The sequence below is a fragment of the Rhizobium sp. B21/90 genome, from assembly GCF_019355815.1.
In the GTDB taxonomy this organism is placed as follows: domain Bacteria; phylum Pseudomonadota; class Alphaproteobacteria; order Rhizobiales; family Rhizobiaceae; genus Rhizobium; species Rhizobium rhododendri.
In genome coordinates this window covers 3,068,313-3,094,057 of the sequence record NZ_CP072162.1, presented here as the reverse complement: position 1 = coordinate 3,094,057, position 25,745 = coordinate 3,068,313, and the positions used below count along the sequence as shown (strand labels likewise).

29 protein-coding genes are annotated in these 25,745 nt (G+C 62.0%); 17 read left to right on the top strand and 12 right to left on the bottom strand.

Translation table 11 applies throughout. The annotated features are described in order from the left end of the window. Positions 1-161: 161 nt before the first annotated feature. Positions 162-785 carry a hypothetical protein gene (locus tag J5278_RS15020; RefSeq protein WP_209183030.1) on the top strand — a complete coding sequence of 208 codons (624 nt, stop codon included), beginning with the start codon at positions 162-164 and terminating at the stop codon, positions 783-785. A gap of 91 nt (positions 786-876) precedes the next feature. Here the strand turns inward: J5278_RS15020 and J5278_RS15015 are convergent, their stop codons facing one another. The 3 genes from J5278_RS15015 to J5278_RS15005 form a co-directional block, all read right to left on the bottom strand. Further along, entirely contained in the window at positions 877-1,179 is a 303-nt protein-coding gene (locus J5278_RS15015; RefSeq protein WP_209183031.1) for a DNA-binding transcriptional regulator, read from the bottom strand. After that, positions 1,151-1,546, bottom strand: coding sequence for a type II toxin-antitoxin system RelE/ParE family toxin (locus tag J5278_RS15010; protein ID WP_257623373.1), 396 nt, complete (start codon positions 1,544-1,546; stop codon positions 1,151-1,153). The genes J5278_RS15015 and J5278_RS15010 overlap by 29 nt, the downstream gene beginning before the upstream one ends. A 107-nt stretch (positions 1,547-1,653) precedes the next feature. Further along, positions 1,654-2,346 (bottom strand): HAD family hydrolase, encoded by a 693-nt coding sequence (locus J5278_RS15005; RefSeq protein ID WP_111217934.1) that lies wholly within the window; start codon positions 2,344-2,346, stop codon positions 1,654-1,656. 158 nt (positions 2,347-2,504) lie between these two features. On the opposite strand from J5278_RS15005, the gene J5278_RS15000 reads away from it, so the two are divergent. From J5278_RS15000 to J5278_RS14990, 3 genes are all read left to right on the top strand, one after another. Continuing rightward, entirely contained in the window at positions 2,505-3,173 is a 669-nt protein-coding gene (locus J5278_RS15000) for a GntR family transcriptional regulator (RefSeq protein ID WP_209183033.1), read from the top strand. 177 nt (positions 3,174-3,350) lie between these two features. Continuing rightward, complete coding sequence (locus J5278_RS14995; RefSeq protein ID WP_209183034.1) at positions 3,351-3,935, top strand: biotin transporter BioY; 585 nt, start codon at positions 3,351-3,353, stop codon at positions 3,933-3,935. After that, positions 3,932-4,360, top strand: coding sequence for a DUF1284 domain-containing protein (locus J5278_RS14990; protein WP_209183035.1), 429 nt, complete (start codon positions 3,932-3,934; stop codon positions 4,358-4,360). The genes J5278_RS14995 and J5278_RS14990 overlap by 4 nt, the downstream gene beginning before the upstream one ends. On the opposite strand, the gene J5278_RS14985 is transcribed toward J5278_RS14990, so the two are convergent. Then, on the bottom strand, positions 4,327-5,040 hold the full coding sequence (locus tag J5278_RS14985) for a helix-turn-helix transcriptional regulator (protein ID WP_209183036.1): 714 nt from the start codon (positions 5,038-5,040) through the stop codon (positions 4,327-4,329). The genes J5278_RS14990 and J5278_RS14985 overlap by 34 nt on opposite strands. Before the next feature lie 71 nt (positions 5,041-5,111). Between J5278_RS14985 and J5278_RS14980 the strand changes: the two genes are divergently transcribed. Continuing rightward, positions 5,112-5,441 (top strand): NIPSNAP family protein, encoded by a 330-nt coding sequence (locus J5278_RS14980; RefSeq protein ID WP_209183037.1) that lies wholly within the window; start codon positions 5,112-5,114, stop codon positions 5,439-5,441. After that, the gene (locus tag J5278_RS14975) at positions 5,438-5,803 is read left to right on the top strand and encodes an antibiotic biosynthesis monooxygenase (protein ID WP_209183038.1); all 366 of its coding nucleotides are present in this window, start codon (positions 5,438-5,440) and stop codon (positions 5,801-5,803) included. The genes J5278_RS14980 and J5278_RS14975 overlap by 4 nt, the downstream gene beginning before the upstream one ends. Before the next feature lie 5 nt (positions 5,804-5,808). On the opposite strand, the gene J5278_RS14970 is transcribed toward J5278_RS14975, so the two are convergent. Next, positions 5,809-6,156, bottom strand: a complete 348-nt coding sequence (locus tag J5278_RS14970; RefSeq protein ID WP_209183039.1) for a DUF86 domain-containing protein — start codon at positions 6,154-6,156, stop codon at positions 5,809-5,811. Next, positions 6,157-6,453, bottom strand: a complete 297-nt coding sequence (locus J5278_RS14965) for a nucleotidyltransferase family protein (RefSeq protein WP_142824229.1) — start codon at positions 6,451-6,453, stop codon at positions 6,157-6,159. It abuts the gene before it with no gap. Positions 6,454-6,597: 144 nt separating this feature from the next. Here J5278_RS14965 and J5278_RS14960 point away from each other — a divergent pair, with 144 nt between their 5' ends. Beyond that, the gene (locus J5278_RS14960; RefSeq protein WP_209183040.1) at positions 6,598-7,731 is read left to right on the top strand and encodes a site-specific DNA-methyltransferase; all 1,134 of its coding nucleotides are present in this window, start codon (positions 6,598-6,600) and stop codon (positions 7,729-7,731) included. 114 nt (positions 7,732-7,845) lie between these two features. Here the strand turns inward: J5278_RS14960 and J5278_RS14955 are convergent, their stop codons facing one another. The 3 genes from J5278_RS14955 to mutY are packed head-to-tail and all read right to left on the bottom strand — an operon-like array spanning position 7,846 to position 9,929. Beyond that, positions 7,846-8,211, bottom strand: coding sequence for a nuclear transport factor 2 family protein (locus J5278_RS14955; RefSeq protein ID WP_111217840.1), 366 nt, complete (start codon positions 8,209-8,211; stop codon positions 7,846-7,848). A gap of 4 nt (positions 8,212-8,215) precedes the next feature. Beyond that, the gene (locus J5278_RS14950; RefSeq protein ID WP_209183041.1) at positions 8,216-8,830 is read right to left on the bottom strand and encodes an HAD family phosphatase; all 615 of its coding nucleotides are present in this window, start codon (positions 8,828-8,830) and stop codon (positions 8,216-8,218) included. A gap of 16 nt (positions 8,831-8,846) precedes the next feature. Beyond that, positions 8,847-9,929, bottom strand: coding sequence for an A/G-specific adenine glycosylase (mutY, locus tag J5278_RS14945; protein ID WP_374108238.1), 1,083 nt, complete (start codon positions 9,927-9,929; stop codon positions 8,847-8,849). A gap of 96 nt (positions 9,930-10,025) precedes the next feature. Here mutY and J5278_RS14940 point away from each other — a divergent pair, with 96 nt between their 5' ends. The 7 genes from J5278_RS14940 to J5278_RS14910 all read left to right on the top strand — a co-directional run bounded on the left by J5278_RS14940 (position 10,026) and on the right by J5278_RS14910 (position 18,863). Further along, entirely contained in the window at positions 10,026-10,526 is a 501-nt protein-coding gene (locus tag J5278_RS14940; protein WP_209183042.1) for a DUF721 domain-containing protein, read from the top strand. Between the two features lie 62 nt (positions 10,527-10,588). Then, positions 10,589-10,813, top strand: a complete 225-nt coding sequence (locus J5278_RS14935) for a DUF6290 family protein (protein WP_209187348.1) — start codon at positions 10,589-10,591, stop codon at positions 10,811-10,813. Beyond that, positions 10,797-11,069 carry a type II toxin-antitoxin system RelE/ParE family toxin gene (locus tag J5278_RS14930; RefSeq protein WP_209183044.1) on the top strand — a complete coding sequence of 91 codons (273 nt, stop codon included), beginning with the start codon at positions 10,797-10,799 and terminating at the stop codon, positions 11,067-11,069. The genes J5278_RS14935 and J5278_RS14930 overlap by 17 nt, the downstream gene beginning before the upstream one ends. A gap of 211 nt (positions 11,070-11,280) precedes the next feature. Continuing rightward, a complete protein-coding gene (locus J5278_RS14925) occupies positions 11,281-11,976 on the top strand; it encodes a DsbA family protein (protein ID WP_209183045.1) in 696 nt (231 codons plus the stop codon). Between the two features lie 420 nt (positions 11,977-12,396). Continuing rightward, the gene (locus tag J5278_RS14920; protein WP_209183046.1) at positions 12,397-15,855 is read left to right on the top strand and encodes a chromosome segregation SMC family protein; all 3,459 of its coding nucleotides are present in this window, start codon (positions 12,397-12,399) and stop codon (positions 15,853-15,855) included. Positions 15,856-16,361: 506 nt separating this feature from the next. Beyond that, a complete protein-coding gene (locus J5278_RS14915; RefSeq protein WP_209183047.1) occupies positions 16,362-17,255 on the top strand; it encodes an MBL fold metallo-hydrolase in 894 nt (297 codons plus the stop codon). A gap of 117 nt (positions 17,256-17,372) precedes the next feature. Next, positions 17,373-18,863: a diguanylate cyclase domain-containing protein gene (locus tag J5278_RS14910; RefSeq protein WP_209183048.1), complete on the top strand. Its 1,491-nt coding sequence runs from the start codon at positions 17,373-17,375 to the stop codon at positions 18,861-18,863. Between the two features lie 243 nt (positions 18,864-19,106). Here J5278_RS14910 and J5278_RS14905 read toward each other — a convergent pair whose 3' ends face one another. Beyond that, positions 19,107-19,544, bottom strand: a complete 438-nt coding sequence (locus J5278_RS14905; protein ID WP_209183049.1) for a hypothetical protein — start codon at positions 19,542-19,544, stop codon at positions 19,107-19,109. 240 nt (positions 19,545-19,784) lie between these two features. On the opposite strand from J5278_RS14905, the gene J5278_RS14900 reads away from it, so the two are divergent. The 3 genes from J5278_RS14900 (at position 19,785) to J5278_RS14890 (ending at position 24,253) form a co-directional block, all read left to right on the top strand. Further along, the gene (locus J5278_RS14900) at positions 19,785-20,417 is read left to right on the top strand and encodes a CatB-related O-acetyltransferase (RefSeq protein ID WP_142824241.1); all 633 of its coding nucleotides are present in this window, start codon (positions 19,785-19,787) and stop codon (positions 20,415-20,417) included. Between the two features lie 161 nt (positions 20,418-20,578). Then, positions 20,579-23,245 carry a pyruvate, phosphate dikinase gene (gene ppdK, locus J5278_RS14895; protein ID WP_209183050.1) on the top strand — a complete coding sequence of 889 codons (2,667 nt, stop codon included), beginning with the start codon at positions 20,579-20,581 and terminating at the stop codon, positions 23,243-23,245. A gap of 87 nt (positions 23,246-23,332) precedes the next feature. Beyond that, positions 23,333-24,253: a DUF1499 domain-containing protein gene (locus tag J5278_RS14890; protein ID WP_209183051.1), complete on the top strand. Its 921-nt coding sequence runs from the start codon at positions 23,333-23,335 to the stop codon at positions 24,251-24,253. Positions 24,254-24,256: 3 nt separating this feature from the next. Here the strand turns inward: J5278_RS14890 and J5278_RS14885 are convergent, their stop codons facing one another. Together J5278_RS14885 and J5278_RS14880 are read right to left on the bottom strand one after the other, a co-directional pair. Next, positions 24,257-24,718 (bottom strand): thiol-disulfide oxidoreductase DCC family protein, encoded by a 462-nt coding sequence (locus J5278_RS14885; protein WP_209183052.1) that lies wholly within the window; start codon positions 24,716-24,718, stop codon positions 24,257-24,259. Positions 24,719-24,748: 30 nt separating this feature from the next. Next, a complete protein-coding gene (locus tag J5278_RS14880) occupies positions 24,749-25,663 on the bottom strand; it encodes an MBL fold metallo-hydrolase (RefSeq protein ID WP_209187351.1) in 915 nt (304 codons plus the stop codon). Positions 25,664-25,745: the final 82 nt, after the last annotated feature.

Sequence of the window (25,745 nt, the reverse complement as noted above, 5' to 3'; positions counted from 1 at the left end):
GAAGCCGTTGCAGCGGAGGGATTTCGAAAATTGAACCAAAACGAAGCGTACCCAATCGATTTTTCGAAGCGCCGCTGATATAGACCATCGCCAAGTGCGATGAAAGGCCCGCAATTCAACCCGGGCTTGGCAAATTCATATTGTGTACAGGGTGATTTATCGTGTCAGGCAGAGCTTCGCGTCTACTTCTCGCCGTATCGTTGACAGCAGCATTGAGCGGCTGCAGCTCGCTTGGGCTCGGTAGCAAGGACAGTAAGGACCCCGCAACGCAGATCAGCGTTGCGCCGGAAGGAACGGCATCCGCCACGCCTGCCACCCAACCAGTGGGGCAGGCCTATGTCGCCGGAAAGTGCCCGCAAATCGTCATTCGCGACGAGGGTGCGATTTACAAGACCTACGCCAAGGGCGCCAAGGACGATGCATCGCAGCTCGCCTACCAGGCTTCTCTGGTGCAGGGCACACGCCAGTGCACCACCGACGGCACGGCGCTCAACATGACGGTCGTGGTGCAGGGCCGCCTCGTTGCGGGTCCCATGGGCGGTTCCGGCAGCGTCAACCTGCCGATCAAGGTTTCCGTCATGGATGGCCAGACCGTGCTCTACAGCGACACGACGAATTACCAGGCCTCGATCCCGCCCGGCGAGGGCTCGGCGCAGTTTCTCTATACCGACAACAAGATCCGCGTGACCGGCGGCGCGGCCGGCTTCGTCAGCGTCTACGTCAGCTTCGAGCAATCGCCCGCCGCCCCGACCAAGACCGCCCGCACCGTTCGCAAGAGAAAATAACGGCCGTCGCCAGGGCTACAGATACTTGGGTCGTATCCCTAAGAGAATGCCCGCACAGGGCGGGCATTTCATCAAGGAACCGGTTGATATCCTAGCGCAGGATATCGAGCCCTTTACGCTCAACAAGATCGAGAATCTTGATAGCGGTGCTATTTGGTTTTTTGCTTCCTTGTTCCCATGCGGCAACGGTTATCTTTTTAACGTTGATGAAGCTTGCAAATACAGCTTGGCTTGCCTTTGTGGCTGCTCTGATCTTCTTGATTTCATCGGGAGAATAGTCACGCAAAGGAGGGAGGCAAAGCGCGTCGAACTCTCTCATCGTCATGTCGTCCACTAAACCCGCTTCGTGCATTCGCTCAGCAGACTTATGTACGTTTTTCAGAATCCGGCTCATTACACTCAATCTCCAGTATGATGTTCTTTTTGATCATCTCAGCCAGCTTCTTGTCATCCGCAGTCATATAGACATTGCATAGCTTTCGAAGGGCAGCCTTCTCATTCTTCGTGATGTTATCAGTCTCGTTCTTCGCGAAGCCGTGTACAAAAATGAGCCTATCAGCTTGCCGATGGCCAACGAGAGTTCGATAACCTCCTGACTTGCCTCGGCCTGGCGCGGCAACCCGTTTCTTTACAAGAAACCCACCGAGGCGGGCGTCCACGAGGCCGTCTTCAATCTCTTTTGCAGCCGCGCACAGCATAGCATCTGTCACGCCGTATTCGACGGCCCAGTTGTTAAACTCTACGTCCTTCAAGACTCTCACAGGAAATGACTATATCACTCCGTGATATAGTCATCAAGGTGGTGCCTTAATCTACGTTCTGTCTCCGCGCTTCAACGTGGCCATCAGCCGATATCCAACGCGTAGGCTCAGAGGACGCCGTCCCATTCGGCGAGGGCTGCAACGACGCCCGGCAGGTCCGTCATCCGCGAAATCACGGTTTCGGCACCGGCATCGGTCAGCCGGTCGGCGTGCGACGGGTAGGTGTGGGAGGCGCCGGTAAAGCCGATTACCCGCATGCCTGCTTCGCGGGCGGCGTGCACGCCATGGACGGAGTCCTCGACGACGACGACCTGCGACGGCGAGAGATCGAATTGCGCTGCGCCATGCAGGAAGATGTCCGGCTTCGGCTTGACGCGGTCGGGGCCGAGATCCTTGGCCGAATAGATATGCGGCGCGAAGGAGGAGTGCAGGCCGACCTTGGTCAGCATCATCTCAAGACGCGCAGAACTCGAATTCGAGCAGATGCAGCGCGGCAGATCGATGCGTGACAGGGCCAGTTCGATGCCGGGAATGGCGGTCACGTCGTTGGCAAGGCGCAGGTCGAGAAGTTTTTCCGAGCGTTCGAGCAGCGACGCCGAAAACGGAATGCTCGCTTCCCGCTCGACTTCGAAGAGGATGTTCTGCCAGGTCATGCCCGAGAAGCGCTCGCCCATTTCCTCGACGCTGATCGGGTATCCTGCCTCGGTCAGCAGCTTGGATTCGACCTCCGCCGCGATGATTTCCGAATCGACGAGGACGCCGTCGCAGTCGAAGATGATGAGGTCGAAGCCAGTGTTCATGTCGATCAAGCCTTTGGATGAGCAGCTTTGGATGAGATGGTGCGGCTTTACACGACGGGGTCCGAAAGCTCAACCGATGCGCGGGCATGCCTGGCCTGCGGGTGAGGGGAGGCTTTCTCTTCTCGACAAGGCTCCGGTGCCTCAGTAAGGATCGCCGCATGGCCCGGGAAAAAGACGACACCATCGCAAACCGCATCAGCCGGGTGCTTGCCGAGCGCATCATCCATGGCGAGCTTGCGGCCGGCCTGCGTCTTCGGCAGGACCACATCGCCGAGGAATTCGGCGCCAGCCACGTGCCGGTGCGCGAGGCCTTTCGCCTGCTCGAGGCGCAGGGGCTTGCCATCAGCGAGCCGCGCCGCGGCGTGCGGGTCGCCTCCTTCGATCTGCGGCAAGTCCGCGAAGTGGCCGAGATGCGCGCCGCCCTCGAGGGGCTTGCTCTCAAGCACGCCGCACCGCATCTGACGCCGGCGATACTCGATGCCGCCGAAGAGGCGACGCGGGAGGGCGACGCGGCTGCCGACGTCCGCGCCTGGGAGGCCGCCAATCGCCGCTTCCACCGCCTCATCCTGACGCCTTGCGGCATGACGCGCCTGCTCGCCGCGATCGATGACCTGCACGCCGCCAGCGCCCGCTTTCTCTTCTCCGCCTGGCAATCGGGCTGGGAAACGCGCACCGACCAGGATCACCGCGCCATCCTCTCGGCCCTTCGTCATGGCAAGGCCGACGATGCCGCCGCGATCCTCGGGCAGCATGTCTTGCGCATCGGCAAGGCGCCATCGCGCGCTCCGGGTGGCGCGCCGCAAGAAATTTTCGTCATCGTCGGCTGATTCCAAAATTATAGATAATCGTGTGTCTGCCAGTCTTTTTCGAGGCTTGGGTATGTGAATTCCTGCGACCAAATGCTGCCTCGATTGCGGGAAAACTCGTCTATGGCACTTGCGCACCCATGAAGTCTTGCGCATAAAATAGATAGTCACTGAAATTATCTATAATATGGAGCAATCATGTCCCAATCCCACCCCATCTCGATTTTCGATCCACTGCGGCTTGGCAGTCAGTCGCGCCCGATGCAGGCGCTTTTCGTCTTGGCAGGCACGATGGTCCTCGCCCTCGCATCGCGCCTCTCGGTGCCGATGGTGCCGGTGCCGATCACCATGCAGACCTTTGCCATCACCATGATCGGCGCGCTGTACGGTTGGCGCCTGGGCGTCATCACGGTACTTGCCTGGCTCGGGCAAGCCGCCGTCGGTCTTCCCGTGCTCGCCGGCGGTGCTGGCGGACTTGCGCCGTTCTTCGGGCCGACAGCCGGTTATCTCGTCTCGTTTCCGATCATCGTGGCTTTGGCCGGTTGGTTTGCTGAAAAAGGCTGGACCGGCGCCCGCTACGTCCGCAGCTTCCTCGCCCATCTCATGGCCAATTTCCTCGGCCTTGCCATCGGCGGCGCATGGTTGGCAGTGCTGATGGGCGCGGAGAAGGGCTGGTTGTTCGGCGTGGCGCCCTTTATCCTCGGCGGCGTGCTCAAATCTGCCCTTGCTGCGGCGATCCTGATGGGCATCGGCAATCGGAGCAGCGAGACTGGCGCGCGTTGACGGTCAGGCTTCGGCTCCATCACCTGCTGTGCATGCTGACCTTTATCGGTGAGGGCTACGATCCGGCCTTCACCGAGAACTACCGCAGCATCGCGCGGCGGTTGACGGAAGGCGAGGACATCCTGCTCGTCTTCGGCCCGGACGACATCTGCGCGCCCCTTTTGGATGGCCCGGATGCCCACTGCCTCCTTGCCAGCGTGGATATCCGGGATAACGCAGCAGCCGCGTCCATCTCGGCGCTGCTGGGTCGCAAGGTCGGGGCCGGATCGACGCTGCTGCCCGATGCCGCGCTGCTTGCCGCCCTTCGGACGGCTTTTGCAGAGGGCACGATACGGCAGGCCTGTAGCGGTTGCGAGTGGGACGGGCTGTGCAGCCGCATCGCCTCCGGCTGCTATTCCGGAATACTCGTCGATCCCGCCAGTTGATCCACGGGGAAGTGTTTGAGAAACTGCCGCTCTCCGGCGGCAGAAAACAGGATCGAGCGGCTGCCCTCCGCGCGACGCGCCCAGCCTTCGTCGAGAAATCGGCTCAACAACGCCTTGCCGAGGCTGCCGGCCAGATGCGCCCGCCGTTCGCTCCAGTCGAGGCACGAGCGGCAAACCGGCCGCCGCGATGCCTTGAGCAACGACGCATCGATGCCGATATCTCGGAGGCGAGTTTCACCCGTCGCTGTCAACGACAATCCGTCGCCGAGCGTATCGATCGATCCGCTGGCGATCAGGCTGTCGAGCATCCGCACACCGTAGTCGCCGGCCAGATGATCGTAGCAGATACGTGCCTTTCGCAGCGCCGGTTCCTTCGGCCCCGGCTGATGGCGCAGATGCCCGCGACCGGCCGCAAATCCCATGATGCTTTCCAGCAATTTGCCGACGCTGTCGTCGGCCAGTGTGAAATAGCGATGGCGACCCTGCTTCTGCTGGGCGAGCAGCCGTCCTGCTTCCAGCTTTGCCAGATGCGAGCTTGCCGTCTGGACGGTAATCCCGCCCGCTGCCGCAAGCTCGGTTGCCGTCAGCGCCTTGCCGCCCATTAGCGCGGTCAGCATGTTGGCGCGCGCGGGATCGCCGATGAGCGCGCCGATCTGGGCAATGTCCGGTCCTTCTTTCATACTTCGACCGTAGCCGAAGCATTGTCGTTTCGCAACATGGCAAAACGACGAGGCAGAAAAGGAGCGTCACCATGATCACCTGTTTCATCCGCTACGAAATCGACCCCTTCAGCGGCGAGGCATTTGCCGAATATGCCCGCAACTGGGGCCAGGCAATTCCGCGCTGCGGCGGCGATCTCATCGGCTATTTCGGACCGCACGAGGGCTCGGCAACGACAGCCTACGGTGTCTATTCCATCGAAAATCTCGCCGTCTATGAGGCTTACCGCACCAGGCTGGCCGCAGACCCTATCGGCCGGGAAAACTATGCCTTCGCCAGGCGCGAGCGCTTCATCCTGAAGGAGGACAGGATATTCCTGAAGAACGTATCGCTGCCGCACGCGGCAAAGGTGCAGCCATGATCGCCGTCATCTTCGAAGTCCTGCCCTATCTCGGCGAACGCCACACCTATCTCGATCTTGCCGGCGAACTCAGGGAGGAACTCGAGAAGATCGACGGTTTCCTCTCGATCGAGCGCTTCGAAAGCCTGACGATGCGCGGCAAACTCCTGTCGCTGTCCTTCTGGCGCGACGAGGAGGCGGTCAAGACCTGGCGAAACCTCGAAGTCCACCGTGCCGCCCAAAAGGCCGGCCGCAACGACATCTTCGCCGACTATCGCCTGCGCGTCGCCCACGTCGTGCGTGATTACGGGATGAAGGATCGAGCCGAGGTGCCGGAAGATAGCCGCGAGAGGAGTGATGGGGTGGAAACTACGAGTTGGTAGGGATTCTACGCAGCTTTTGTTTGTGCTCTCATCTTATGGATTGCACTCCTCAGGCCTGCGACGTCGCCGATAATTGTATCCCATATAATCTCGTCGGCGATACGATGATATTCGTGCCTCAAGATATTTCCAATCGCTCGGATCGCTTGCCACTCGATCTCAGGTGTGAGCCTCTTGAGATCTTCAGGGATATGACGGCTTGCCTCCGAGACAATTTCTATTGCCCTTTGCAGACCGAGCTCGGTGAGGAGGTCCATCATGACCTTCTCACGGCTTCTTCCCGCCACAGTCTCTTCAATAAAATCTATCATTCCAAGTATATCATCGAAAATAAGTTGAATATCTCTGGCCATCTAAAATATCCGTATTGCTGAACTTTCTATTCTGTCTTTCAACTTGTGATGCAGACTGTTGCGCGTGGTAACATCGACGTCGGTAGGTAGCGCGTCCTCAAGAAGAAGCTTTATGCTGGCAAGATTGATCAACGAGAATTTCTTTGTCCTGTCATAATCAATAAACACATCGAGATCGCTCGTCGGGCCGGCCTCGTTGCGGGCCACCGAGCCGAACAGGAAAAGCGAGGTCGCGCCGAGCGCCTTCAGCGCATCAGCCTGCTGTTTTAACGCTTCGATGGCCTCATCTCGGGTCATGGCGGCATCATAGCAAATAAGCAGATCCCGTGCCACGCCGAAATAAATTCCCAAATCGGTCCGCGCTTCAGGGTTTGGTAACCAACTTAGGTAACCATACCGGACAGTTAAAGCGTAATGCGTAAGCGTAAGAGCGAGTATCCCATGGCGTCAGTTTTCCCGCTTGCCGACCTCAAGATCTCCGAGAGGCCGGGGTCCTGGATCGACACGATCATCAAGGGCGACTGCGTCGCCGCGTTGGAGGCACTGCCCACCCATTCCGTCGACGTGATCTTTGCCGACCCGCCCTATAACCTCCAGCTTGGCGGCGCGCTTCACCGTCCCGACCAGTCGCTGGTCGATGCGGTCGATGACGAATGGGACCAGTTTGCCTCGTTCGAGGCCTATGACGCGTTTACCCGCGCGTGGCTGCTCGCCTGCCGCCGCGTTCTGAAGCCGACCGGCACCCTCTGGGTCATCGGCTCATACCACAACATTTTCCGCGTCGGCTCGATGATGCAGGATCTCAATTTCTGGATCCTCAACGACATCGTCTGGCGCAAGACCAACCCCATGCCGAACTTCAAGGGTCGTCGCTTCCAGAATGCCCATGAGACGATGATCTGGGCGAGCCCGAGCGCCAAGGCCAAGGGCTATACCTTCAACTACGATGCCCTGAAGGCCTCGAACGACGACGTGCAGATGCGCTCCGACTGGCTGTTCCCGATCTGCAGTGGTGGCGAGCGGCTGAAGGGTGAGGACGGAAAGAAGGCCCATCCGACCCAGAAGCCGGAAGCGCTGCTGGCCCGTGTCATCATGGCCTCGTCGAAGCCCGGCGACATCATCCTCGACCCGTTCTTCGGCACAGGCACCACAGGCGCCGTCGCCAAGCGTCTCGGCCGCCACTTCGTCGGCATCGAGCGCGAGCAGGAATATATCGACCACGCTGCCGCCCGCATCGCTGCCGTCGATACGCTCGGCAAGGCGGAACTCGTCGTCATGACCGGCAAGAAGCAGGAGGTGCGCGTCGCCTTCAACGTGCTGGTCGAGAACGGCATGATCCGCCCCGGCCAGGTGCTGACCGATAGCCGTCGCCGCTACAGCGCCATCGTGCGCGCCGACGGCACGGTTGCATCCGGCGGCGACGCCGGCTCGATCCATCGCCTCGGCGCCAAAGTCCAGGGTCTCGACGCCTGCAACGGATGGACCTTCTGGCATTTCGACGACGGGAAATCCCTGCGCCCGATCGACGAACTCCGCTCCATCATCCGCGCCGATCTGGCGAAAGCCGAAGCCTGACGGCCTCGCTGGATCCCACGCTCACCGCCTGCCGATTGTACCTCCAGTTGCGGCAGGCGGCGCGAAGACGCCCAGGGTGACGAGCCCTGGGCGTCCTGCATTTCAGCCTGTTGTTCAGAACGCCTGATAATCAGTCACTGCGACGCTGACCACCTGGCCGTCCTCGTTGAAGGTGATCGTTTCCTCGCCTTCGCGCACCAGCGGCTTGCCAGTCACCGCGTGGGTCGCCCGCACCGACCAGACGGCGCGGCCGGACAGCGGCGTCAGCGTTTCGACGAGGCTGTTGACGCCCACCTGATCCGGATAGGTCTCGAAATATTGGCGGATTGCCGCAAGCACCGCCTCGCGGCCAACAAGGCTGCCGACGCCGTTCGAGACATAGGTGGCTTCGGGCGCGAAAAACCGCTCCATGGCCGCATAATCCATGCCGTTGACGGCTTCATGGAAGAGTTCGATGCGTTCTGCCGGATCGAATTGCATGGTCTCAAACCTCGATGCCAAATGTTGCAAGATCGGCGCGCAGCTTGTCCGCGCCGGTGAAATGGACCGCGTTCCAGCCGGCAGCCCTCGCACCTTCGACGTTGGCAAGCGAATCGTCGATGAAGATTGTCGATGCCGGATCGAGGCCGAAGCTCTTCGCATGGGTCTCGTAGATCGCCACGTCCGGCTTGATGAGCTTGATGTCGCCCGACACCGTGACGCCGCGTGTCTTGGTGAGGAACGGAAACCGCTCCTGAGCCTCGCGAAAGGTGTCGGAGGCGAAGTTGGTGAGCAGCGTCACATCGCGGCCCTCGGCAATCAGTTTCTCCATGATCGCGACACTGTCTTCGTAGTGGTGCGGCACCATCTCGTGCCAGTGCTTGCGAAAGGCGCGGATCTGCTCGGCGCGCTCGGGATGTTCGGCGATCAGCAGGTCCTCCGCCTCCTGCCACGTGCGGCCCCGGTCCTGCTCGATGTTCCATTCGTGGGTGCAGACATTGGCAAAGAACCAGTTGCGCTCCGCCTCATCGGGAATGACACGGGCGAAGGGGAGGTTCGGATCGTAGTGGATCAGGACCTTGCCGATGTCGAAAACAATATGCTGTATCTGGGGCGTCATCGAAACCTCTCATGCGCTAATCGAAAGCACGGGGAATAGCCTGGGCGATCGCTTTTTTCATGACGGTCGGCAAGGCCTGTGCGTCAAGATTTATAACCGGCTCCCACCATCCGTCATTGCTTTTGGATCTGGCGCCGACGGAAGCGCGGAAAATCGACAGCCGCAGCTCGAAATGCGTGAAGACGTGCACGACGGTGCCGCAGGCCTGCCACTCGGCAGCGAAGGGTGCGGCATCCACAGTCATGTCGCCGTCGATCCGCGCCGTCCACGCTGTTGTCGGCACCTCCGTCATGCCGCCGAGCAGGCCGCTGTCGATCCGCCGTCGCAGGAGGATTTCGCCGGCATCGTTGACCGCAACGAAGGCCGCACCCTGGCGCACCGGCTTTGTCTTTTTCGCCGCCTTCACCGGAAAATGCTCCGGGTCATGCAGCGCAAGAGCCTCGCAGCTGCCATTGAACGGACAGAGCGCACAGGCCGGCCGCTTCGGCGTGCAGATCGTCGCACCGAGATCCATCATCGCCTGTGCGAAGTCGCCGGGCCTGACCGCTGGCGTCAGCGCCACCACCTTCTGCTTCATCAGCGGTTTTGCCGCCGGCAAGGGTGTGGAGATGGCATAGAGCCTGGAGATGACGCGCTCGACATTTCCGTCCATGACTGCCGCCTGCCGGTCGAAGGCGATGGCGGCAACGGCTGCCGAAGTATAGTCGCCGATGCCCGGCAGGGCACGCAATCCCTCTTCTGTATCAGGAAAGCGGCCGCCATGCTCCCCGGCCACGGCATCGGCGCATTTTTTCAGATTGCGAGCCCGGGCGTAGTATCCGAGGCCTGCCCATGCAGCCATGACGTCGTCGACAGGAGCGGCCGCGAGATCGCCCACTGTCGGCCAGCGACTGACGAACTTGGCGAAATAGGCCTTCACTGCCGCGACTGTCGTCTGCTGCAGCATCACCTCGGACAGCCAGATATGATAGGGATCGGGCAGAATTCCGCTGGCGGCCATCGAGGGCGAGACACGCCAGGGCAGGTCGCGGTGATGCCGGTCGTACCAGGCAAGCAGCACTGCGGCGGACGGAAGCGTAAGCTGTTTCAAGGTCATCATTTGCCGCATCAGGGAGATATGGCCTATACTTGGCCGAGCTGCGTCGGCGGATCAAGGTCCGCAGCGCCAAACAATGACCCCCGAGGCGTGCTGTCGATGAGTTATCCCCGCAAAGGCGCCAAGCAGATCTCCGAAGTGGCGAATGGCCTCATCGATCCGGTACTGGCGCGCCGGGCCGGCATCAGCACCGCCTTGCTCGGCTCCTGGGACGATATCGTCGGCGCCGATTTTGCCGATTGCACCCGCCCGGAAAAGATCGCCTGGGCCAAGCGTAACGGTCCGGGCGAGGGCGGCTACCAGCCCGGCGTGCTGACCATCGCGTGCGAAGGGGCCCGCGCCCTGTTCCTCACCCACGCCCAGGGCGAGTTGCTCCAGCGCATCAACGGCTTCTTCGGCTTTGCCGCCGTGCACCAGATCCGCATCGTCCAGAAGCCGGTCTCCCAGCACGCCAAGCGCTCGCGCGCGCCGCTGCCGCTGAAAGGCGCCGCCGCGGTGAAGCTCGAGGGGATGATGGAGGGCATCGAAAGCGACAAGCTGCGAGCCGCCGTCCAGAGGCTCGGGACGGCTGTGCTGGGTAAGCGCAGTGCCGGCAAATAATTTGGAAGCTTTTCGTCTGCAGATACAGGTGCTATACACGTATAGCACCGGGAGATATGTCCATGCTTGCCCTGCGTTTGCCTCCTGACATTGAAGCAAGACTAGATGAGCTCGCCAAACGCACCGGGCGGAGCAAGAGCTTCTATGCGCGTCAAGCGATATTGGAACACTTGGACGATCTGGAAGACCTCTACGTCGCCGAGCAGAGGCTCGAAGAATTCCGTAGAGGCGACAGTGATAGCATTTCTCTCGCTGAGTTGATGGCGCGCCATGGCGTGGAGGATTGAGTTTCAGCGGCCGGCGGAACGCGATCTTGAAAAGCTCGATCATGAGAGCGTGAAAAGGATACTCCGTTTCCTTCACACGCGTGTCGCCAGCCTCGAGGACCCCCGGTCGATAGGGGAGGCGCTTCGCGGATCGGAACTTGGAAACTTCTGGAAGTATCGTGTTGGAGACTATCGCATCATTGCCGACATAGACGACGGCACCGTTCGGATATTGGTCGTCCGCATTGGCAATCGGAAGGACGTCTATCGCCGCTGATCGAAAGGAACGATCATAGGGCCGTGGCAAAAGTCGGTCCGGGAACATTCGTCGGACTGCATGGCCTAAAATAATCCTCCCACAGCAAACGCGTATTCGTCCCACCGGTCACAATTCTTTGAAGAAAGTTCCTGTCCCCTGCCTTGTTCGCGGCACGGAGCCGTTATATCGCAGATATCAACAGACGATTTTCTCTTAACACGGGTGATATATGCCGATGTCTGACATGCTTCTGACCAAACGCCATCTTCTCGGCGGTGCTGCCCTCGGCGCATTCGCAATGGCGCTGGCCGCGACCGGTGCCGGCACTGCGGTTGCCGCAACCGCGCCGACCCCTGAAGGCACGGTCGACATGGCGCAGGCGCTGCAGCCTGGCAAGTCGCCCGACATGGCGGTGGGCGACCCGAATGCCAAGGTCAAGATCATCGAATACATGTCGACGACCTGCCCGCATTGCGCCCATTTCGCAGCCACCACTTTCGATCCGATCAAGACCAAGTATATCGACACCGGCAAGGTCTACTTCATCATCCGCGAATTCCCGATTGCCAGCCAGGATCAGGATCCGGCAGCCTATGCCGCTTTCATGCTGGTACGCTGCGCCCCGAACGGCCCATCCGTGCCGCTGCTCGAGACATTCATGAAGCAGCAGATGCAGTGGGCCGGTCCCGCGGTCACCGATGTTCGCGCTTCGCTGCTTCAAATCTCCAAAATCGCCGGTTTTACACAAGACAGCTTCGAAGCCTGCTTGAACAACGGTGCACTTGTGGATGATATAAACGCCGTGCGGGCTCGCGGCGTCACGTTCGGCGTCAACGGCACTCCCACCTTCCTGATCAACGGGAAGCGTTACTCCGGGGATATGTCGGTTGATTCAATGTCGGCCATCATCGACAGCATGCTCTGACCCGCGCCACGTTTCAATGACGGGCAGCGGAGGCAGTCCTGCGCCCGTCATGTATCTCCCAGGGGAACCGTTCTCGAGGCGCGTCGGCAGCCTATGGCAAAGTGTCGGCAAGGTGCCGTTCACGTCGCGCTGCGCTGTTTCCTCCCCTCATTCCTGTGCTTGTCACAGGAATCCAGCCAAGGCGCGTCTGCGCCTTGAGAAGACTCTCCTGCAATCGAAAAACGACCTCTCGCGCCCAAGGACTTGGGCGCACTGGATTCCTGTGACGAGCACAGGAATGAGGGAGGAGAGGGTGGCACCCTTTCATGTCCAATCGAGACCAGGCGCGCCAGCCTTCCCGCACATCTCGCAGATGCGAACGCCTTACGGGCGACATGCCACTCGAGCTGACAGAGGCGGGTACACCACCCCGACCTCGCAATGAAATTCAACAAGCTCCGTCTCGTCGGCTTCAAGTCCTTCGTCGAACCCTCGGAATTCGTCATCGAGGGCGGCTTGACGGGCGTTGTCGGGCCGAACGGCTGCGGCAAATCCAATCTCGTCGAAGCCCTTCGCTGGGTGATGGGCGAGAATTCCTACAAGAATATGCGCGCGTCAGGCATGGACGACGTGATCTTCTCCGGCTCTGGCCATCGTCCGGCACGCAACACGGCAGAAGTGGCGCTCTATCTCGACAATTCCGACCGCACCGCACCCGCCGCCTTCAACGACAGCGATGAAATCCAGATCACCCGCCGCATCGAGCGCGAGCAGGGCTCCGTCTACCGGATCAACGGCAAGGAAGCCCGAGCCAAGGATGTGCAGCTGCTGTTCGCCGATGCCTCGACCGGCGCCCGCTCGCCGTCGATGGTCGGCCAGGGGCGCATCGGCGAATTGATCCAGGCCAAGCCCCAGGCACGCCGCCAGCTGCTCGAGGAAGCTGCCGGCATTTCCGGGCTCCATTCCCGCCGCCACGAAGCGGAGCTCCGCCTGCGCGCTGCCGAAACCAATCTCGAACGGCTAGACGACGTCACCACCCAGCTCGATAGCCAGATCGAGAGCCTGAAGCGTCAGGCCCGCCAGGCCAACCGCTTCAAGATGCTGTCGGCCGACATCCGCGCTCGCGAGGCGCTGCTACTGCATATTCGATGGGTGCAGGCCAAGCAGGCCGAGGGCGAGGGCGAGAGCGCCCTGAACCAGGCGACGGTCGTCGTGGTGGAAAAGGCGCAGGCCCAGATGGAAGCGGCAAAGGCGCAGGCCGTCGCCGGTCTGAAAATGCCGGAGCTGCGCGAGGCCGAGGCCAAAGCCGCCGCCGGTCTGCAGCGTCTGCAAATCGCCCGCACCCAGCTGGAGGAAGACGTAGGCCGCATCCTGCGCCGTCGCGACGAACTGATGCGCAGGCTGGCCCAGCTCGGCGAAGACATCAAGCGCGAGGAACAGCTGGTGGTCGACAATGCCGCCATCCTTGAACGCCTCGATGCCGAAGAGGCGGAGCTTTTGGACATGCTCGCCGATTCCGGCCGGTTTTCGGAGGAGAGCCGCACCGCATTCGAGGCCGCAGCCACGACGCTTGCCGAAAGCGAAGGGCTGTTCGCCCGGCTGACGGCGGAGCGCGCCGAGGCTGCCGCCGTCCGCAACCAGCTGGAGCGCGCCATCCGCGATCTCGGCGACCGCAAGATGCGACTTGAGCGGCAGATGGCCGAGGCAAACGGCGAACTTGCATCTATCGCTGAGAAGATGGCAAGTCTGCCGGATCCGGTCGACCGACGCGAGCAGGTCGAAGCCGCCGAAATCGGTGTCGAGGATGCCGAAACTGCCGCCCAATCTGTAGAGGCGGCGCTGGCAAAAGCCCGCGGCACCGAGGCCATGGCCCGCCCTCCGGTGGAGCAGGCCCGCACCCGCCTCAACGCTCTCGAAACCGAGGCCCGCACCATTGCCCGCATGCTCGACGGCGGCGGCGCTGCCGGGGGCTTTCCGCCGGTTGCCGACGATATCAGCGTCGATCGCGGCTTCGAGACAGCGCTGGGGGCAGCGCTCGGAGACGACCTCGATACGCCGCTCGATCCAGGCGCGCCTGCCCACTGGTCGGACAACGGCGATGGCTCCAACGATCCTGACCTACCTGAAGGCGCAACTCCGCTCACCGCCCATGTCGGCGCACCATCGGCCCTGAAACGCCGGCTCCGGCAGATCGGCCTCGTCGCCGGCGGCGATGCCGTGCGGCTGATGGCGGTCTTGAAGCCCGGCCAGCGGCTAGTCACCCGCGAAGGCGCTGTTTTCCGCTGGGACGGCCACATCACCGGCGCCGATGCGCCGAGCGCAGCAGCCCTGAGGCTCGCCCAGCGAAACAGGCTTGCCGAGCTGCAGGCGGAAGTCGAGCTCGCCGCCGAGATCCTGGCGGAAGCCGAGGCGCTGCTGGCGGCTGCAGCCGACGCCATCCGCGCGGAAGAGCGTCGCCTGGCTGAAGCTCGGGAACGCGGCCGTATCCTGGCGCGTCAGCTTTCCGATGCCCGTGAGGCATTGGCGGCAGCAGAGCGCGCTTCTGGCGATCTCATTCGTCGTCGCGACGTTCTCAATGAGGCCGTAAGCCAGCTGACGGCGCAGATCGAGGATCTGGCGATCCAGGACGAGAATGCCCGGATCGAGATCGAGGATGCACCAGACCTCACCGTCATCGACGCGCAATTGCGCGACCAGCAGGCCACTGTTGCGACTGACCGTGGCGTGCTGGCCGAGGCGCGTGCCCGCTACGAAGGCCTCAACCGCGAGAATGAGGCCCGCCAGCGCCGGCTTATGGCCATCGGCCAGGAGCGCGAGACGTGGCGCCAGCGCGTGGCGAGCGCCGACGGCCACATCCAGACGCTGCGCGACCGCGAATCTGAGGCCCGCGAGGAAGCCGCCGAACTGGAGCTTGCGCCCGATGAGTTCGACGACAAGCGCCGGGCGCTGATGAGCGAATTGCAGAAGATGGAGGAAGTCAGGCGTGGGGCTGCCGACCGCCTGGCGGAGGCGGACATTGTCCAGCGCGAGGCCGACAAGCAGGCGACAACGGCGCTCTCCGAGCTTGCCGAAAGCCGGGAGCGGCGTGGCCGGGCCGAGGAACGGCTGATGTCTGCCCGCGAAAGGCGGCTGGAAAGCGAAGCCCGCATCCGCGAGGCCCTCAACGTTGCCCCGCACGAGGCGCTGCGCATCGCCGGCAACCCAACCGGAGGCGAGGCGGACCTGCGCGAAGTCGAACGCGAGCTGGACCGGCTGAAGATCGAGCGCGAGAGGCTGGGCGCCGTCAACCTGCGGGCCGAGGAAGAGAGCAAGGAGCTCAGCGACAAGCTGGCGGCGCTCATCAAGGAGCGCGACGATATCATCGACGCCATCCGCAAGCTGCGCGGCGCCATCCAGAGCCTCAACCGCGAAGGCCGCGAACGGCTGATCGCCGCCTTTGATATCGTCAATGTCCAATTCCAGCGGCTGTTCACCCATCTCTTCGGCGGCGGCACGGCCGAGCTGCAGCTTATCGAATCCGACGATCCTCTCGAGGCCGGCCTCGAAATCCTCGCCCGCCCGCCCGGCAAGAAGCCGCAGACCATGACGCTGCTCTCGGGCGGCGAGCAGGCACTGACCGCGATGGCACTGATCTTCGCCGTGTTCCTGACGAACCCCGCACCGATCTGCGTGCTCGACGAGGTCGACGCGCCGCTCGACGACCACAATGTCGAGCGCTACTGCAACCTGATGGACGAGATGTCCGCCTCGACAGACACCCGCTTCGTCGTCATCACCCACAATCCCATCACCATGGCCCGCATGGACCGCCTCTTCGGCGTCACCATGGCCGAACAAGGCGTCTCCCAACTCGTCTCCGTCGATCTTCAAACCGCGGAACGGCTGCGCGAAAGCGCGTGAGCCGGAGGTCTGGTTGCATTGCCATCACGGCGGATGGCCCGGCGAGACCACCGAGACAACAGTCCGCAAGACCGATGCAACGAGCAGTCATAACTCCCGATGGGGTGTCCAGCCGGCAATCCACAGCGCCCGCAGTCGGTCGCCGTCATTTTCGAAATGGTCGCCGTCAAGGCTGCAGCGCGCCACGCGGTCGGCGCGGAAGCGTCCATTCTGGTAACGGGATGGTGTGCTCTCTGATAGTTAACGTTCGTATCTGGCTCGGAGTCGATCTCACTGATTGTTGGGCTTTTAAGTGAGATGGAACCGTTTTCCCGCTGGACCGTTATCTGTCCAGCAGTTGACCTCTGCTTCAAAACAACCGGTTTCCCCTGACCGGTCGCAAAAGCCTCGCAGTAGCGGTACGCCGTTCTGGGAGGCTTTTTTATGGTGCGGTGATCGATAAAGTTAGCTGGCCGTTCGAAGTCGCACTCGCGCTGCAAAGCGGAACCCACCACCGGAGGAACCCGATGTCTGATTTCACTGCGTCGCTCCGCGTTGTCGAACCCTATCCCGGCATTTTTGCCTATTACGACGGACGGATCGAGGGCAGGCGGCTTCATTCGGACAGGCCGAACTGGCTGGACGACGGGGCTTATTCGCTGGGGATTGCCTCCTATGCCATCATCGACGGGGCCGAGGCGCTGGTCTACGATACCCACATGTCGCTGGCCCACGCTGCAGCGATCCGCGACCATCTGGAGGCGCTGGGTGCACGGTCGATCCGCGTCGTGCTCAGCCATTGGCACACCGACCATATCGCCGGTAACGCCGCGTTTGCCGATTGCGAGATCGTTGCACTGAAGGGTACTGCTGATGCGATGGCGGCCAATCGCGAAAAGCTGGAGAACGGCGATCCACCCATTGCGCCTGTGGTCATGCCCACCCGTCTTTTTGAGACGAAACTCGAGCTGGCGGTCGGCAAGCGTCGCATTGAACTTCATCATTTCGACATCCATAGCGCCGACGGCAATGTCCTCTGGTTGCCGGATGAGGGCATATTGCTCGCCGGCGATACGCTGGAAGACACGGTGACCTACATCTCCGAGCCGCAGAATATTGCCAACCACATCCGCGAACTCGCGCGCATGCGCAAATGGCCGATCAAGCGCATTCTGCCCAATCACGGAGCCTTGGGGCGCATCGCCGACGGTGGCTACGAGCCCACGCTGATTGATGCCAACCGCCGATATCTCGTCGCGATGAGCGACATCGCGGCCGGGAAAACGGTTCCGGATCATGATCTTGCAAGCTTTGTCGCGGATGATGTCGCAACTGGCGCAATCCTGTACTTCGCGCCCTATGAAGCCGTCCATGCCGAAAACATCGTAGCCGTCCGGTCGGGCCGCAAGCCGGAAAGGTGACAATGGCCATCCGGCAACTGAAACTTGTCCCGTAATCATCCGTTCCTGTCGTGATCCTTGCGGATAAGCAATGAGAATATAAGTGTTTTCGTAACTATTCACGGATAGTGTTTTTGCATGAAAAATCATTGCGTTAAACCAAAAGAGGAAGGAAGGCTCGACTCCGAGCGGCTCAGGCTCGAAACGCTGGAGATGCTGGGTTTGCTGGATCCTGTGGCCGAACGTGACTTCGATGTGCTGGTCTCGATGGCGCGACGCACCCTCGGCTGCAGCGTCGCCCTGCTTTCTCTCGTCGGCTCCGATCGCCTGTTGTTCAAGGCAAGTGCCGGTGTACAGTTTGCCGATACACCGCGCGAACATTCGTTCTGCTCGACTGCGGTCGCGCTGGAAGAGCCGTTGATCGTGCCGGATGCCAGTGTTGATCCGCGTTTCTCAGAACATCCGCTTGTGAAAGGTGCGCCTCACATTCGTTTTTATGCCGGCGTGCCGATACGCGCTAAAATCTCCTACGGCAGCGATGTGTCCGTAGCGATCGGCACCGTGTGCGTCGTCGACGAAAAGACGCGTGTCCTCAGTGCGGAAGAACTGGCTTCCATCGCAGATATTGCGCATCTGGTGGAATCGATCATCGATGCACGACTGACCGCACTGTTCACCGCGCAGATTGCCGATGAAAGCGAAGGCCTCGTCCGCAGTCTCTACCGCGAGCAAAGACAGCTCAAACAGGCCGAGCGCATGGCCAACATCGGCTCATGGCGGCTGGTGCTCGGCAAAAATCGGGCAGAGTGGTCCGACCAGGTTTTCGCCATTCACGAGTTGCCGGTGGGCCAGATGCCGCCGCTTGAAAAGGCATTGGATTTTTATCCGCCACATGCCCGCGAAACCGTGTCTGCCGCTATCGAGCGGGCACTCCAGACAGGCGAACCCTTCGAAGTCGAGACCGACTTCATCACGGCAAAAGCCAATGCCCGCAGGGTGCGATGCCTCGGTGAAGTCGAGATCCGCGATGGCACACCGGTGGCACTGATCGGCGTCTTTCAGGACGTCACGGCTCGATACCATATGGAGCAGTCGCTCCGCCGCATCGCCGGAACTGACGATCTGACCCAACTGGCAAACAGGGCGCAATTCAACCTCGTTCTCGACGAGCGGCTGGATCATGCGCGGGCGCACAATGAAACTCTGGCACTGCTGCTGATCGACCTCGATGGTTTCAAGGCGATCAACGATCAGTGTGGCCACCTTGCCGGAGACGACCTTCTGCGTCTCATCGGCGAGCGGCTAAAAGCGCCGTATCTCTCCCGCTGCTTTGTCGCGCGGCTTGGCGGCGACGAGTTCGTCGTCGTCGTTTCGGACCCGGCCGATGTCACCGACTTCGAAAACCTGCTCTCGCGTTTACTTTCCGACCTGAGGCACACCGTCACCAAGGGGAAGGGGCTGCTGCACATATCCGGCAGTATCGGGATATGCTGGCTGGACGACACGGTCACCAGCCGCAGCGATCTGGTGCAACGCGCCGACGTCGCCCTTTATGCTGCAAAACAGACCCAGCGCGGCACCGCCCAGGCACATGTCCCCGAGAAGTGGCAGGAGTCGCTGGGACTGTAATTTGCCTCGACGCTGCATCGCCCGCGAACGTGGATGATGAAGCGATGCCGGTGCACAGGGCTGAGGCGAAACAATCTTCACTGCCTACATAGCCGGGCATTCGCCCCAAAAGCGCCGTTCAACTCGACCGACAAGGTACCCATGGTGGGCTGAGAGGTCGACGCCAAAAAAGAACACCGCCGGCTGGGCCGACAGTGTTCCGATGCTTCTGGGCCCGCCCTGGAGCAAGCCGGGTGCTTTCGCTTAGTACTGGTCGTCGTTGGATCGGTCAGACGAGCCGCTCATCTTTTCGATGATCTGCATCAGCGTATCCGAGCAGACCTTGGTCGGTTCGTCGTCCGCGCATTTGACATCGATCTTCGTCCGACCGTCCTCGATGCGGAAATGTGCGGCCTTCGACGGTGGCGGTGGCGGACGGTGGTGCCCGCCCATACCCATATCGCGGCCCATCTCGCGAGGGCCGGGCGGCGGTGGCGGCGGCGCATCGCGACCCGGCATGGGCGGCGGTGGAGCATCGTTGGCGTCGCTCATGACTTCCGGCACTGCGGAATGCGGCGGTGGCGCCATCTTTTCCTGTGCTGCCGGAGGGGCAGGCGGCGTCGGCTGCGGCGAAGCCGTCTGGGCAAAGGCCGATGTCGTCAATGCGGCGATGGCTAATCCGGTCACTATAATGGACTTCATTGGGTTTTCCTCGTGCGTTGATAGCACCAGTTAACCCTGCGGACGCCATTTCGTTCGGGCGTGCTCGAGATTTTGTCGCGGAGCGGGGCGGTTTGTCGGTGCGGACTGCGTCTGGCGACGCTGTAGGATCGCTATTCAGATTATTGATGAAAGCATTTCGGTGGCGCGATGGATTTCCTCGGTCGTGGAAAATAACATAGCTGCTCCTACCGCGCTTGCCTCGTACTGAACGGTGTCCATATGCCTCTTCTCGATGCGAATGCAATCAATCCCATCACTCTGCCTGACGGAACTTTGTATCGCGATACTGTCTATCTTAAAAACGTTGTCAGCCATCCGCGCATGGAGATCGGCGAGTACAGCTATTTTACGCACTCCGGCAAGCCTGAAGACACTGCCGAAATACTTGCTCCCTACCTCGGGCATAGCGTCCGCGAGAAGCTGATCATCGGCAAGTTTGTCCAGATCGCGAGAGGTGCATATTTTATCACCAGTTCAGCCAACCATCCGATGGCGGGCCTCACAACCTATCCATTCCGTATCTTTAGCCCCGAGACCTTCGGATACAAAGATCTGCCGGTGAAGGATACCGTTGTCGGGCATGACGTATGGATCGGCCATAATGCTGCTATCATGCCGGGTGTGCACATCGGCGCTGGAGCGATCATCGCTGCTGCGTCCGTGGTCGTTCGAGACGTTCCACCTTACGCCGTTGTAGGAGGAAACCCTGCCGCGGTCATTCGGATGCGATACCCCGAAGAAGTCATCAGCGCGCTTCTGGATATTGCGTGGTGGGATTGGCCGGTCGAAAAAATCGAAGCGAACTTGGTCGCGCTCGAAAATGGCGATCTCGATGCTCTAAAAACTGCTTGAGAATGAGGTAAGCGCAGTTTGCGGGGACCGCATCCTGTTATCTTCCTCGTGCCCGAAGCTGCTGCGACCATCTTTTATATCGCATCGCAACATTCCGCCGTATTTGTCGCCTTTCAATTCTTCGGGGATCGATTACGATTGGCCTTTGAGGGGCGTGCGCAATGGTAAAGTGGGTTTACACATTCGGCGACGGCAAGGCGGAAGGCCGGGCCGGCGATCCCGAGCTTCTGGGCGGCAAGGGCGCCAATCTGGCGGAAATGTGCAACCTCGGCCTGCCTGTGCCGCCGGGGCTCACCATCATTGCCGATGCCTGCTGCCTGTACCTCGGCAATGGCCGCAATTTTCCCGACGAGATGAAGCACGAGGTCATGGCGGGCCTTGCACAGATGGAGGCGATTGCCGGGCGACGGTTTGGCGGCGCCGAGCGTCCGCTGCTGGTGTCGGTGCGCTCCGGTGCCCGCGCCTCCATGCCGGGCATGATGGATACCGTGCTCAATCTCGGCCTCAACGACGAGGCAGTCGAGGCGCTGGCAATCGATTCCAGCGACCCGCGCTTTGCCTGGGACAGCTATCGCCGCTTCATCCAGATGTATGCCGATGTCGTCATGGGCATCGACAACGAGGTTTTCGAAGAAATCCTCGAGGACGAGAAGGGCCGGCTCGGCCACGAATTCGATACCGATCTGACAGCCGGCGAGTGGCAAGCGGTGGTCGTCCGCTACAAGGCCGTCATCGAGGAGGATTTCGGCAAGACCTTCCCGCAGGATCCGCATGACCAGCTCTGGGGTGCGGTCGGCGCCGTCTTTGCCAGCTGGATGAACCCGCGCGCCGCCACCTATCGGTTGCTGCACAATATTCCGGAAGCCTGGGGCACCGCCGTCACCATCCAGGCGATGGTGTTCGGCAATCTCGGCGACGAATCGGCAACCGGCGTCGCCTTCACGCGCAATCCGTCCACCGGCGACAAGGAGCTCTACGGCGAATTCCTGGTCAAGGCGCAAGGCGAGGACGTGGTCGCCGGCATCCGCACGCCGCAGAGCCTCACCGAGGCTGGCCGCATCGCCTCTGGCTCCGATCGCCCGTCGATGGAAAAGCTGATGCCGGCAGCCTTCGCCAGCTTCAGCCGCATCTGCGCCGAGCTCGAGGCCCATTACCGCGACATGCAGGACATCGAATTCACCGTCGAACGCGGCAAGCTTTGGATGCTGCAGACCCGCGTCGCCAAGCGCACGACGCAGGCGGCGATGAAGGTCGCCGTCGACATGGTCGCGGAGGGAATCATCAGCGAGGACGAGGCCGTTATCCGCATCGATCCCTCGACGCTCGACCAGCTGTTGCATCCGACCATCGATCCGCGCGTCTATCGCGAAGTCATCGGCAACGGCCTGCCGGCATCGCCCGGCGCTGCCACCGGCGCCATCGTCTTTTCCGCCGATGAAGCGGTCGCTGCAAGGGCGGAAGGCCGCAAAGTGATCCTCGTGCGCGTCGAGACCAGTCCGGAGGACATCCACGGCATGCACGCGGCGGAGGGCATCCTCACCACGCGCGGCGGCATGACCAGCCATGCGGCCGTGGTAGCGCGGGGCATGGGCATCCCTTGCGTCGTCGGCGCCGGCAATCTCCGTCTCGATGTCCGTAACGAGCGGCTGATCGCCCCCGGCATGTCGTTCGGACGCGGCGACATCATCACCATCGACGGTTCGGCCGGCCATGTCGTTAAGGGCGCGGTGCCCATGACCCAGCCGGCGCTCTCCGGCGATTTCGCCCGCATCATGGCCTGGGCCGACGGAACACGTCGCATGACGGTGCGCACCAATGCCGACACGCCGGCCGATGCGCGCGCCGCACGGGCGTTCGGCGCCGAAGGCATAGGCCTTTGCCGCACCGAGCACATGTTCTTCGAAGGCGACCGGATCCATGTGATGCGCGAGATGATCCTTGCCGAAAACGAGGCCGGACGACGCGCCGCCCTCGACAAGCTGCTGCCGATGCAACGCTCCGATTTCACCGAGCTGTTCGCGATCATGCACGGCCTGCCCGTTACCATCCGCCTGCTCGATCCGCCGCTGCACGAATTCCTGCCGAAGACCGATGCCGAGATCGCCGAAGTCGCCGCCGCCATGAACATATCGCCTGTCTTCCTGCGCCAGCGGGTCGATGCGCTGCATGAATTCAACCCGATGCTCGGCCATCGCGGCTGCCGGCTGGCGATTTCCCACCCCGAAATCGTCGAGATGCAGGCCCGGGCCATCTTCGAGGCGGCGGTCGCAGCGGCGCGCGCGACCGGGGCTGCGGTGGTGCCGGAAATCATGGTGCCGCTGGTCGGTCTCAAGTCCGAGCTCGACTACGTCAAGGCGTGCATCGATGCGGTTGCCGCCGCAGTGATGGGCGAGGCGGGCATGAGCATCGACTATCTCGTCGGCACGATGATCGAATTGCCGCGCGCAGCCCTCAGGGCCCACGTCATCGCCGAGGCTGCCGAGTTCTTCTCCTTCGGTACCAACGACCTGACCCAGACGACCTTCGGCATGTCGCGAGACGACGCCGCCGCCTTCATCCCCACCTATCAGCGCAAGGGGATCATCGAGCGCGACCCGTTCATCTCGCTGGATTTCGATGGGGTTGGCGAGCTGATACAGATTGCCACGGAGCGCGGCCGGCGCACCCGGGGCGACATCAAGCTCGGCATCTGCGGCGAACACGGCGGCGATCCCGCCTCGATCCATTTTTGCGAATCGATCGATCTCGACTATGTCTCCTGCTCGCCGTTTCGTGTGCCCATCGCAAGGCTTGCGGCCGCCCAGGCAACGATCAAGGGACGGAAGTGACGATGCGAGGCGTTTCGTTTACCAAAACCGTGCTCTAAACAGAGGCTCGATACTGTCCTTTCCGGCCGCCGATCCGATGAGCCCCCGATGACCATTCGTTTCGATCGACCTATCTCCGGTGCTGCAAAAGCGGCGCGACTGGTCGCCGCCTTCGCGCTGGTGCTGTGCATCCTGACGTTGCTCGACCATCGCTTCGGGCCCTTGACCACGCCCTATCTCGCCCTCTTCCTGCTGGTGTCGGCAGTCCTTGCAGCCGTGGCAGTGCTTCTGGCTGTCATCGGCCTGGCGCAGCTCTGGAAAACCGGCGCAGTTGCCGGTGTCTCGTCAATGAAGGCGCTGGTCTATGCCGCGCTCCCGCTGGCGCTGCTTGGGCTTGCGACGCAACGATACGTCACCCGTCCACAGCTTTTCGATGTGACGACCGATCTTGCCAATCCGCCGGCCTGGCTTGCCCAGCCGCGCGTCGATGCACTCTGGCTTTCAAGAGACGCAAGGATCACGCCCGCCACCCGCGAGGCGCAGGGCATGGCCTATCCGGAACTGACGGGCCGGCGCTACGAGGGGGCGATGGACCGTGTGCTGCTGGCGGTGCGGAAAGTCGCGCGACAACGCGGCATCGCCTTCGTCAGGGCCGAAGGCACGGAGATCCGCGACCCCACCATCGACGACCTGCCGGTCAAGCCGCAGCGCGGCGGCCCGATCGTCGTGGCGCCCGATATCGGCCCCATCCCGATGAAGCGGCCGGAGGGCGTGCTGGAAGGGGAGGATCCGATCGCCACGCTGATCCAGCGCGTCACCGACGTGACGTTGCAGGGCGAGACAAGGACGAAAATCATCGGCCTGCCGCTCGACGTGGTCATCCGCCTGCATGAGGAAGCTGAGACGACGCTGGTCGATATCCGCGTTGCATCGCGCTACGGCGCCCATGATCTCGGCGTCAGCGCCGGCGTGGCCGAGGCCTATCTGAAGGCTCTCGATGCGGAGCTTCTGGGAATCGCCGGCAACTGAGCGTTACGCCAAAAACCGCGCCCGCTCCTGCGGCGTCGGCACGTAGCAGCTTTCGCGCCTTCCGGCGATATCGAGGCGGTGGCGGGCGATGAAGCCATAGAGCCTATCGCGCCATCCGCGTGGAACGATGCGCACCACGCCGGCCAGCGACCACGGCAGGCCGAGCCCGGCCAGCACCCGCAGCGTCGCATCGGATTTCAGATAGGCCCGACCGTTCTCGATCAGCATGTTCGTCTCGTAGTCGCGGGTCTCGAGGCCGTAATGCCGATAGAGCGCATCGCCGAGCGGCGTCTGCGCGGCGATGAACCGGTAGCGACCCCTGCGGTCCTGGTTGAGGACGAAGCGGACCCAGGCCGAACAGAAGACGCAATGGCCGTCGAAGACGATGATCGGCCGTCCGTCGTCGAAATCGGGAACGGCAGCATCGTCGCGATAGCTGAAGTCTCTTGTGCGCGCCATGGTCATCCCTTTTGTGCAGGCCAGTATCTGTGAGCCTCAGGCGGCCGGGCGGTAGGTGCCGAGCAGCGATGGCGGGCCGTCGGTCGCGACCACTCCCTTTTCCACCAGATCTTCCAGATGCGCCAGCACGGAAAGCGCGGCAGCGCCATGCAGGCGAACATCGGTATCGCGGTAGATTGCCCGCACCATGTCGGAAATCAGCCGGTCGCCGGCCTTGATGCGCTCATGGATCGCCCTTTCGCGCATCCGCCGGTGCGTGCGCAGGCCGCGCATGAAGGAGGCCGGCTCGCGCACCGGCCCGCCATGGCCGGGAAAGAAGATCTTGTCGTCGCGCGCAAGCAGCCGCTCGAGCGAGGCCATGTAATCGGCCATCGCCCCATCCGGCGGCGCCACGACGCTGGTCGCCCAGGCCATGACGTGGTCGGCCGAAAACACGATGCCGGATCCTTCCAGCGCAAAGCAGGCATGGTTGGCGCAGTGGCCGGGCGTCAAAAGCGCCGTCAGCGCAAAGCCGTCGCCGAAAATCGTCTGGTCGTCGGCCACCGCGATATCCGGCACGAAATCGATGTCGGCGCTTTCCGCGAACGGATTGATTTCACCCTCATGCAAAGGGCGTGCGGCCCGGTGCGGTCCCTGTCCGACGGTAAGCGCGCCCGTTTCCTGCTGCAGTCGCCGTGCCAGCGGCGAGTGGTCGCGGTGAGTATGGCTGACAAGGATATGGCTGACGGTGCGGCCGGCAAGCACGGCCATCAGTGTCTCGAAATGGGCAGCACTGTCCGGCCCGGGGTCGATGACCGCCACGCACGAGCCGGCGCCGACGATGTAGCTGTTGGTGCCATGGAAGGTGAAGGCGCTCGGATTTTCGACCGTCAGCCGCTCGACGCCGGGAGCCACAGGCACGCCACGGCCATAGCCGGGATCGAAGGAGCGGTCGAAGTCGGGGCTTGCCATGTCACTCTGCCAGTTCCCGCCCGGCACAGGCCGAACGATCCAAAGTACGTTTCCCCTTCCGCCGTAGCATAGCGCCCCCCGA

Coding starts and splice junctions, on each gene's coding strand:
- J5278_RS14975 (WP_209183038.1), top strand. CDS start 5,438: ATGATCGCCGTCATCTTCGAAGTCCTGCCCTATCTCGGCGAACGCCAC.
- J5278_RS14935 (WP_209187348.1), top strand. CDS start 10,589: ATGCTTGCCCTGCGTTTGCCTCCTGACATTGAAGCAAGACTAGATGAG.
- J5278_RS14880 (WP_209187351.1), bottom strand. CDS start 25,663: ATGGCAAGCCCCGACTTCGACCGCTCCTTCGATCCCGGCTATGGCCGT.
- mutY (WP_374108238.1), bottom strand. CDS start 9,929: ATGATGACCTTGAAACAGCTTACGCTTCCGTCCGCCGCAGTGCTGCTT.
- J5278_RS14965 (WP_142824229.1), bottom strand. CDS start 6,453: ATGACCCGAGATGAGGCCATCGAAGCGTTAAAACAGCAGGCTGATGCG.
- J5278_RS14980 (WP_209183037.1), top strand. CDS start 5,112: ATGATCACCTGTTTCATCCGCTACGAAATCGACCCCTTCAGCGGCGAG.
- J5278_RS14970 (WP_209183039.1), bottom strand. CDS start 6,156: ATGGCCAGAGATATTCAACTTATTTTCGATGATATACTTGGAATGATA.
- J5278_RS14955 (WP_111217840.1), bottom strand. CDS start 8,211: ATGCAATTCGATCCGGCAGAACGCATCGAACTCTTCCATGAAGCCGTC.
- J5278_RS14890 (WP_209183051.1), top strand. CDS start 23,333: ATGACCATTCGTTTCGATCGACCTATCTCCGGTGCTGCAAAAGCGGCG.
- J5278_RS14910 (WP_209183048.1), top strand. CDS start 17,373: ATGAAAAATCATTGCGTTAAACCAAAAGAGGAAGGAAGGCTCGACTCC.
- J5278_RS14900 (WP_142824241.1), top strand. CDS start 19,785: ATGCCTCTTCTCGATGCGAATGCAATCAATCCCATCACTCTGCCTGAC.
- J5278_RS15005 (WP_111217934.1), bottom strand. CDS start 2,346: ATGAACACTGGCTTCGACCTCATCATCTTCGACTGCGACGGCGTCCTC.
- J5278_RS14920 (WP_209183046.1), top strand. CDS start 12,397: ATGAAATTCAACAAGCTCCGTCTCGTCGGCTTCAAGTCCTTCGTCGAA.
- J5278_RS14960 (WP_209183040.1), top strand. CDS start 6,598: ATGGCGTCAGTTTTCCCGCTTGCCGACCTCAAGATCTCCGAGAGGCCG.
- J5278_RS14995 (WP_209183034.1), top strand. CDS start 3,351: ATGTCCCAATCCCACCCCATCTCGATTTTCGATCCACTGCGGCTTGGC.
- J5278_RS14930 (WP_209183044.1), top strand. CDS start 10,797: ATGGCGTGGAGGATTGAGTTTCAGCGGCCGGCGGAACGCGATCTTGAA.
- J5278_RS14915 (WP_209183047.1), top strand. CDS start 16,362: ATGTCTGATTTCACTGCGTCGCTCCGCGTTGTCGAACCCTATCCCGGC.
- J5278_RS15015 (WP_209183031.1), bottom strand. CDS start 1,179: ATGAGCCGGATTCTGAAAAACGTACATAAGTCTGCTGAGCGAATGCAC.
- J5278_RS14950 (WP_209183041.1), bottom strand. CDS start 8,830: ATGACGCCCCAGATACAGCATATTGTTTTCGACATCGGCAAGGTCCTG.
- J5278_RS14985 (WP_209183036.1), bottom strand. CDS start 5,040: ATGAAAGAAGGACCGGACATTGCCCAGATCGGCGCGCTCATCGGCGAT.
- J5278_RS14885 (WP_209183052.1), bottom strand. CDS start 24,718: ATGACCATGGCGCGCACAAGAGACTTCAGCTATCGCGACGATGCTGCC.
- J5278_RS14940 (WP_209183042.1), top strand. CDS start 10,026: ATGAGTTATCCCCGCAAAGGCGCCAAGCAGATCTCCGAAGTGGCGAAT.
- J5278_RS14925 (WP_209183045.1), top strand. CDS start 11,281: ATGCCGATGTCTGACATGCTTCTGACCAAACGCCATCTTCTCGGCGGT.
- ppdK (WP_209183050.1), top strand. CDS start 20,579: ATGGTAAAGTGGGTTTACACATTCGGCGACGGCAAGGCGGAAGGCCGG.
- J5278_RS14905 (WP_209183049.1), bottom strand. CDS start 19,544: ATGAAGTCCATTATAGTGACCGGATTAGCCATCGCCGCATTGACGACA.
- J5278_RS15000 (WP_209183033.1), top strand. CDS start 2,505: ATGGCCCGGGAAAAAGACGACACCATCGCAAACCGCATCAGCCGGGTG.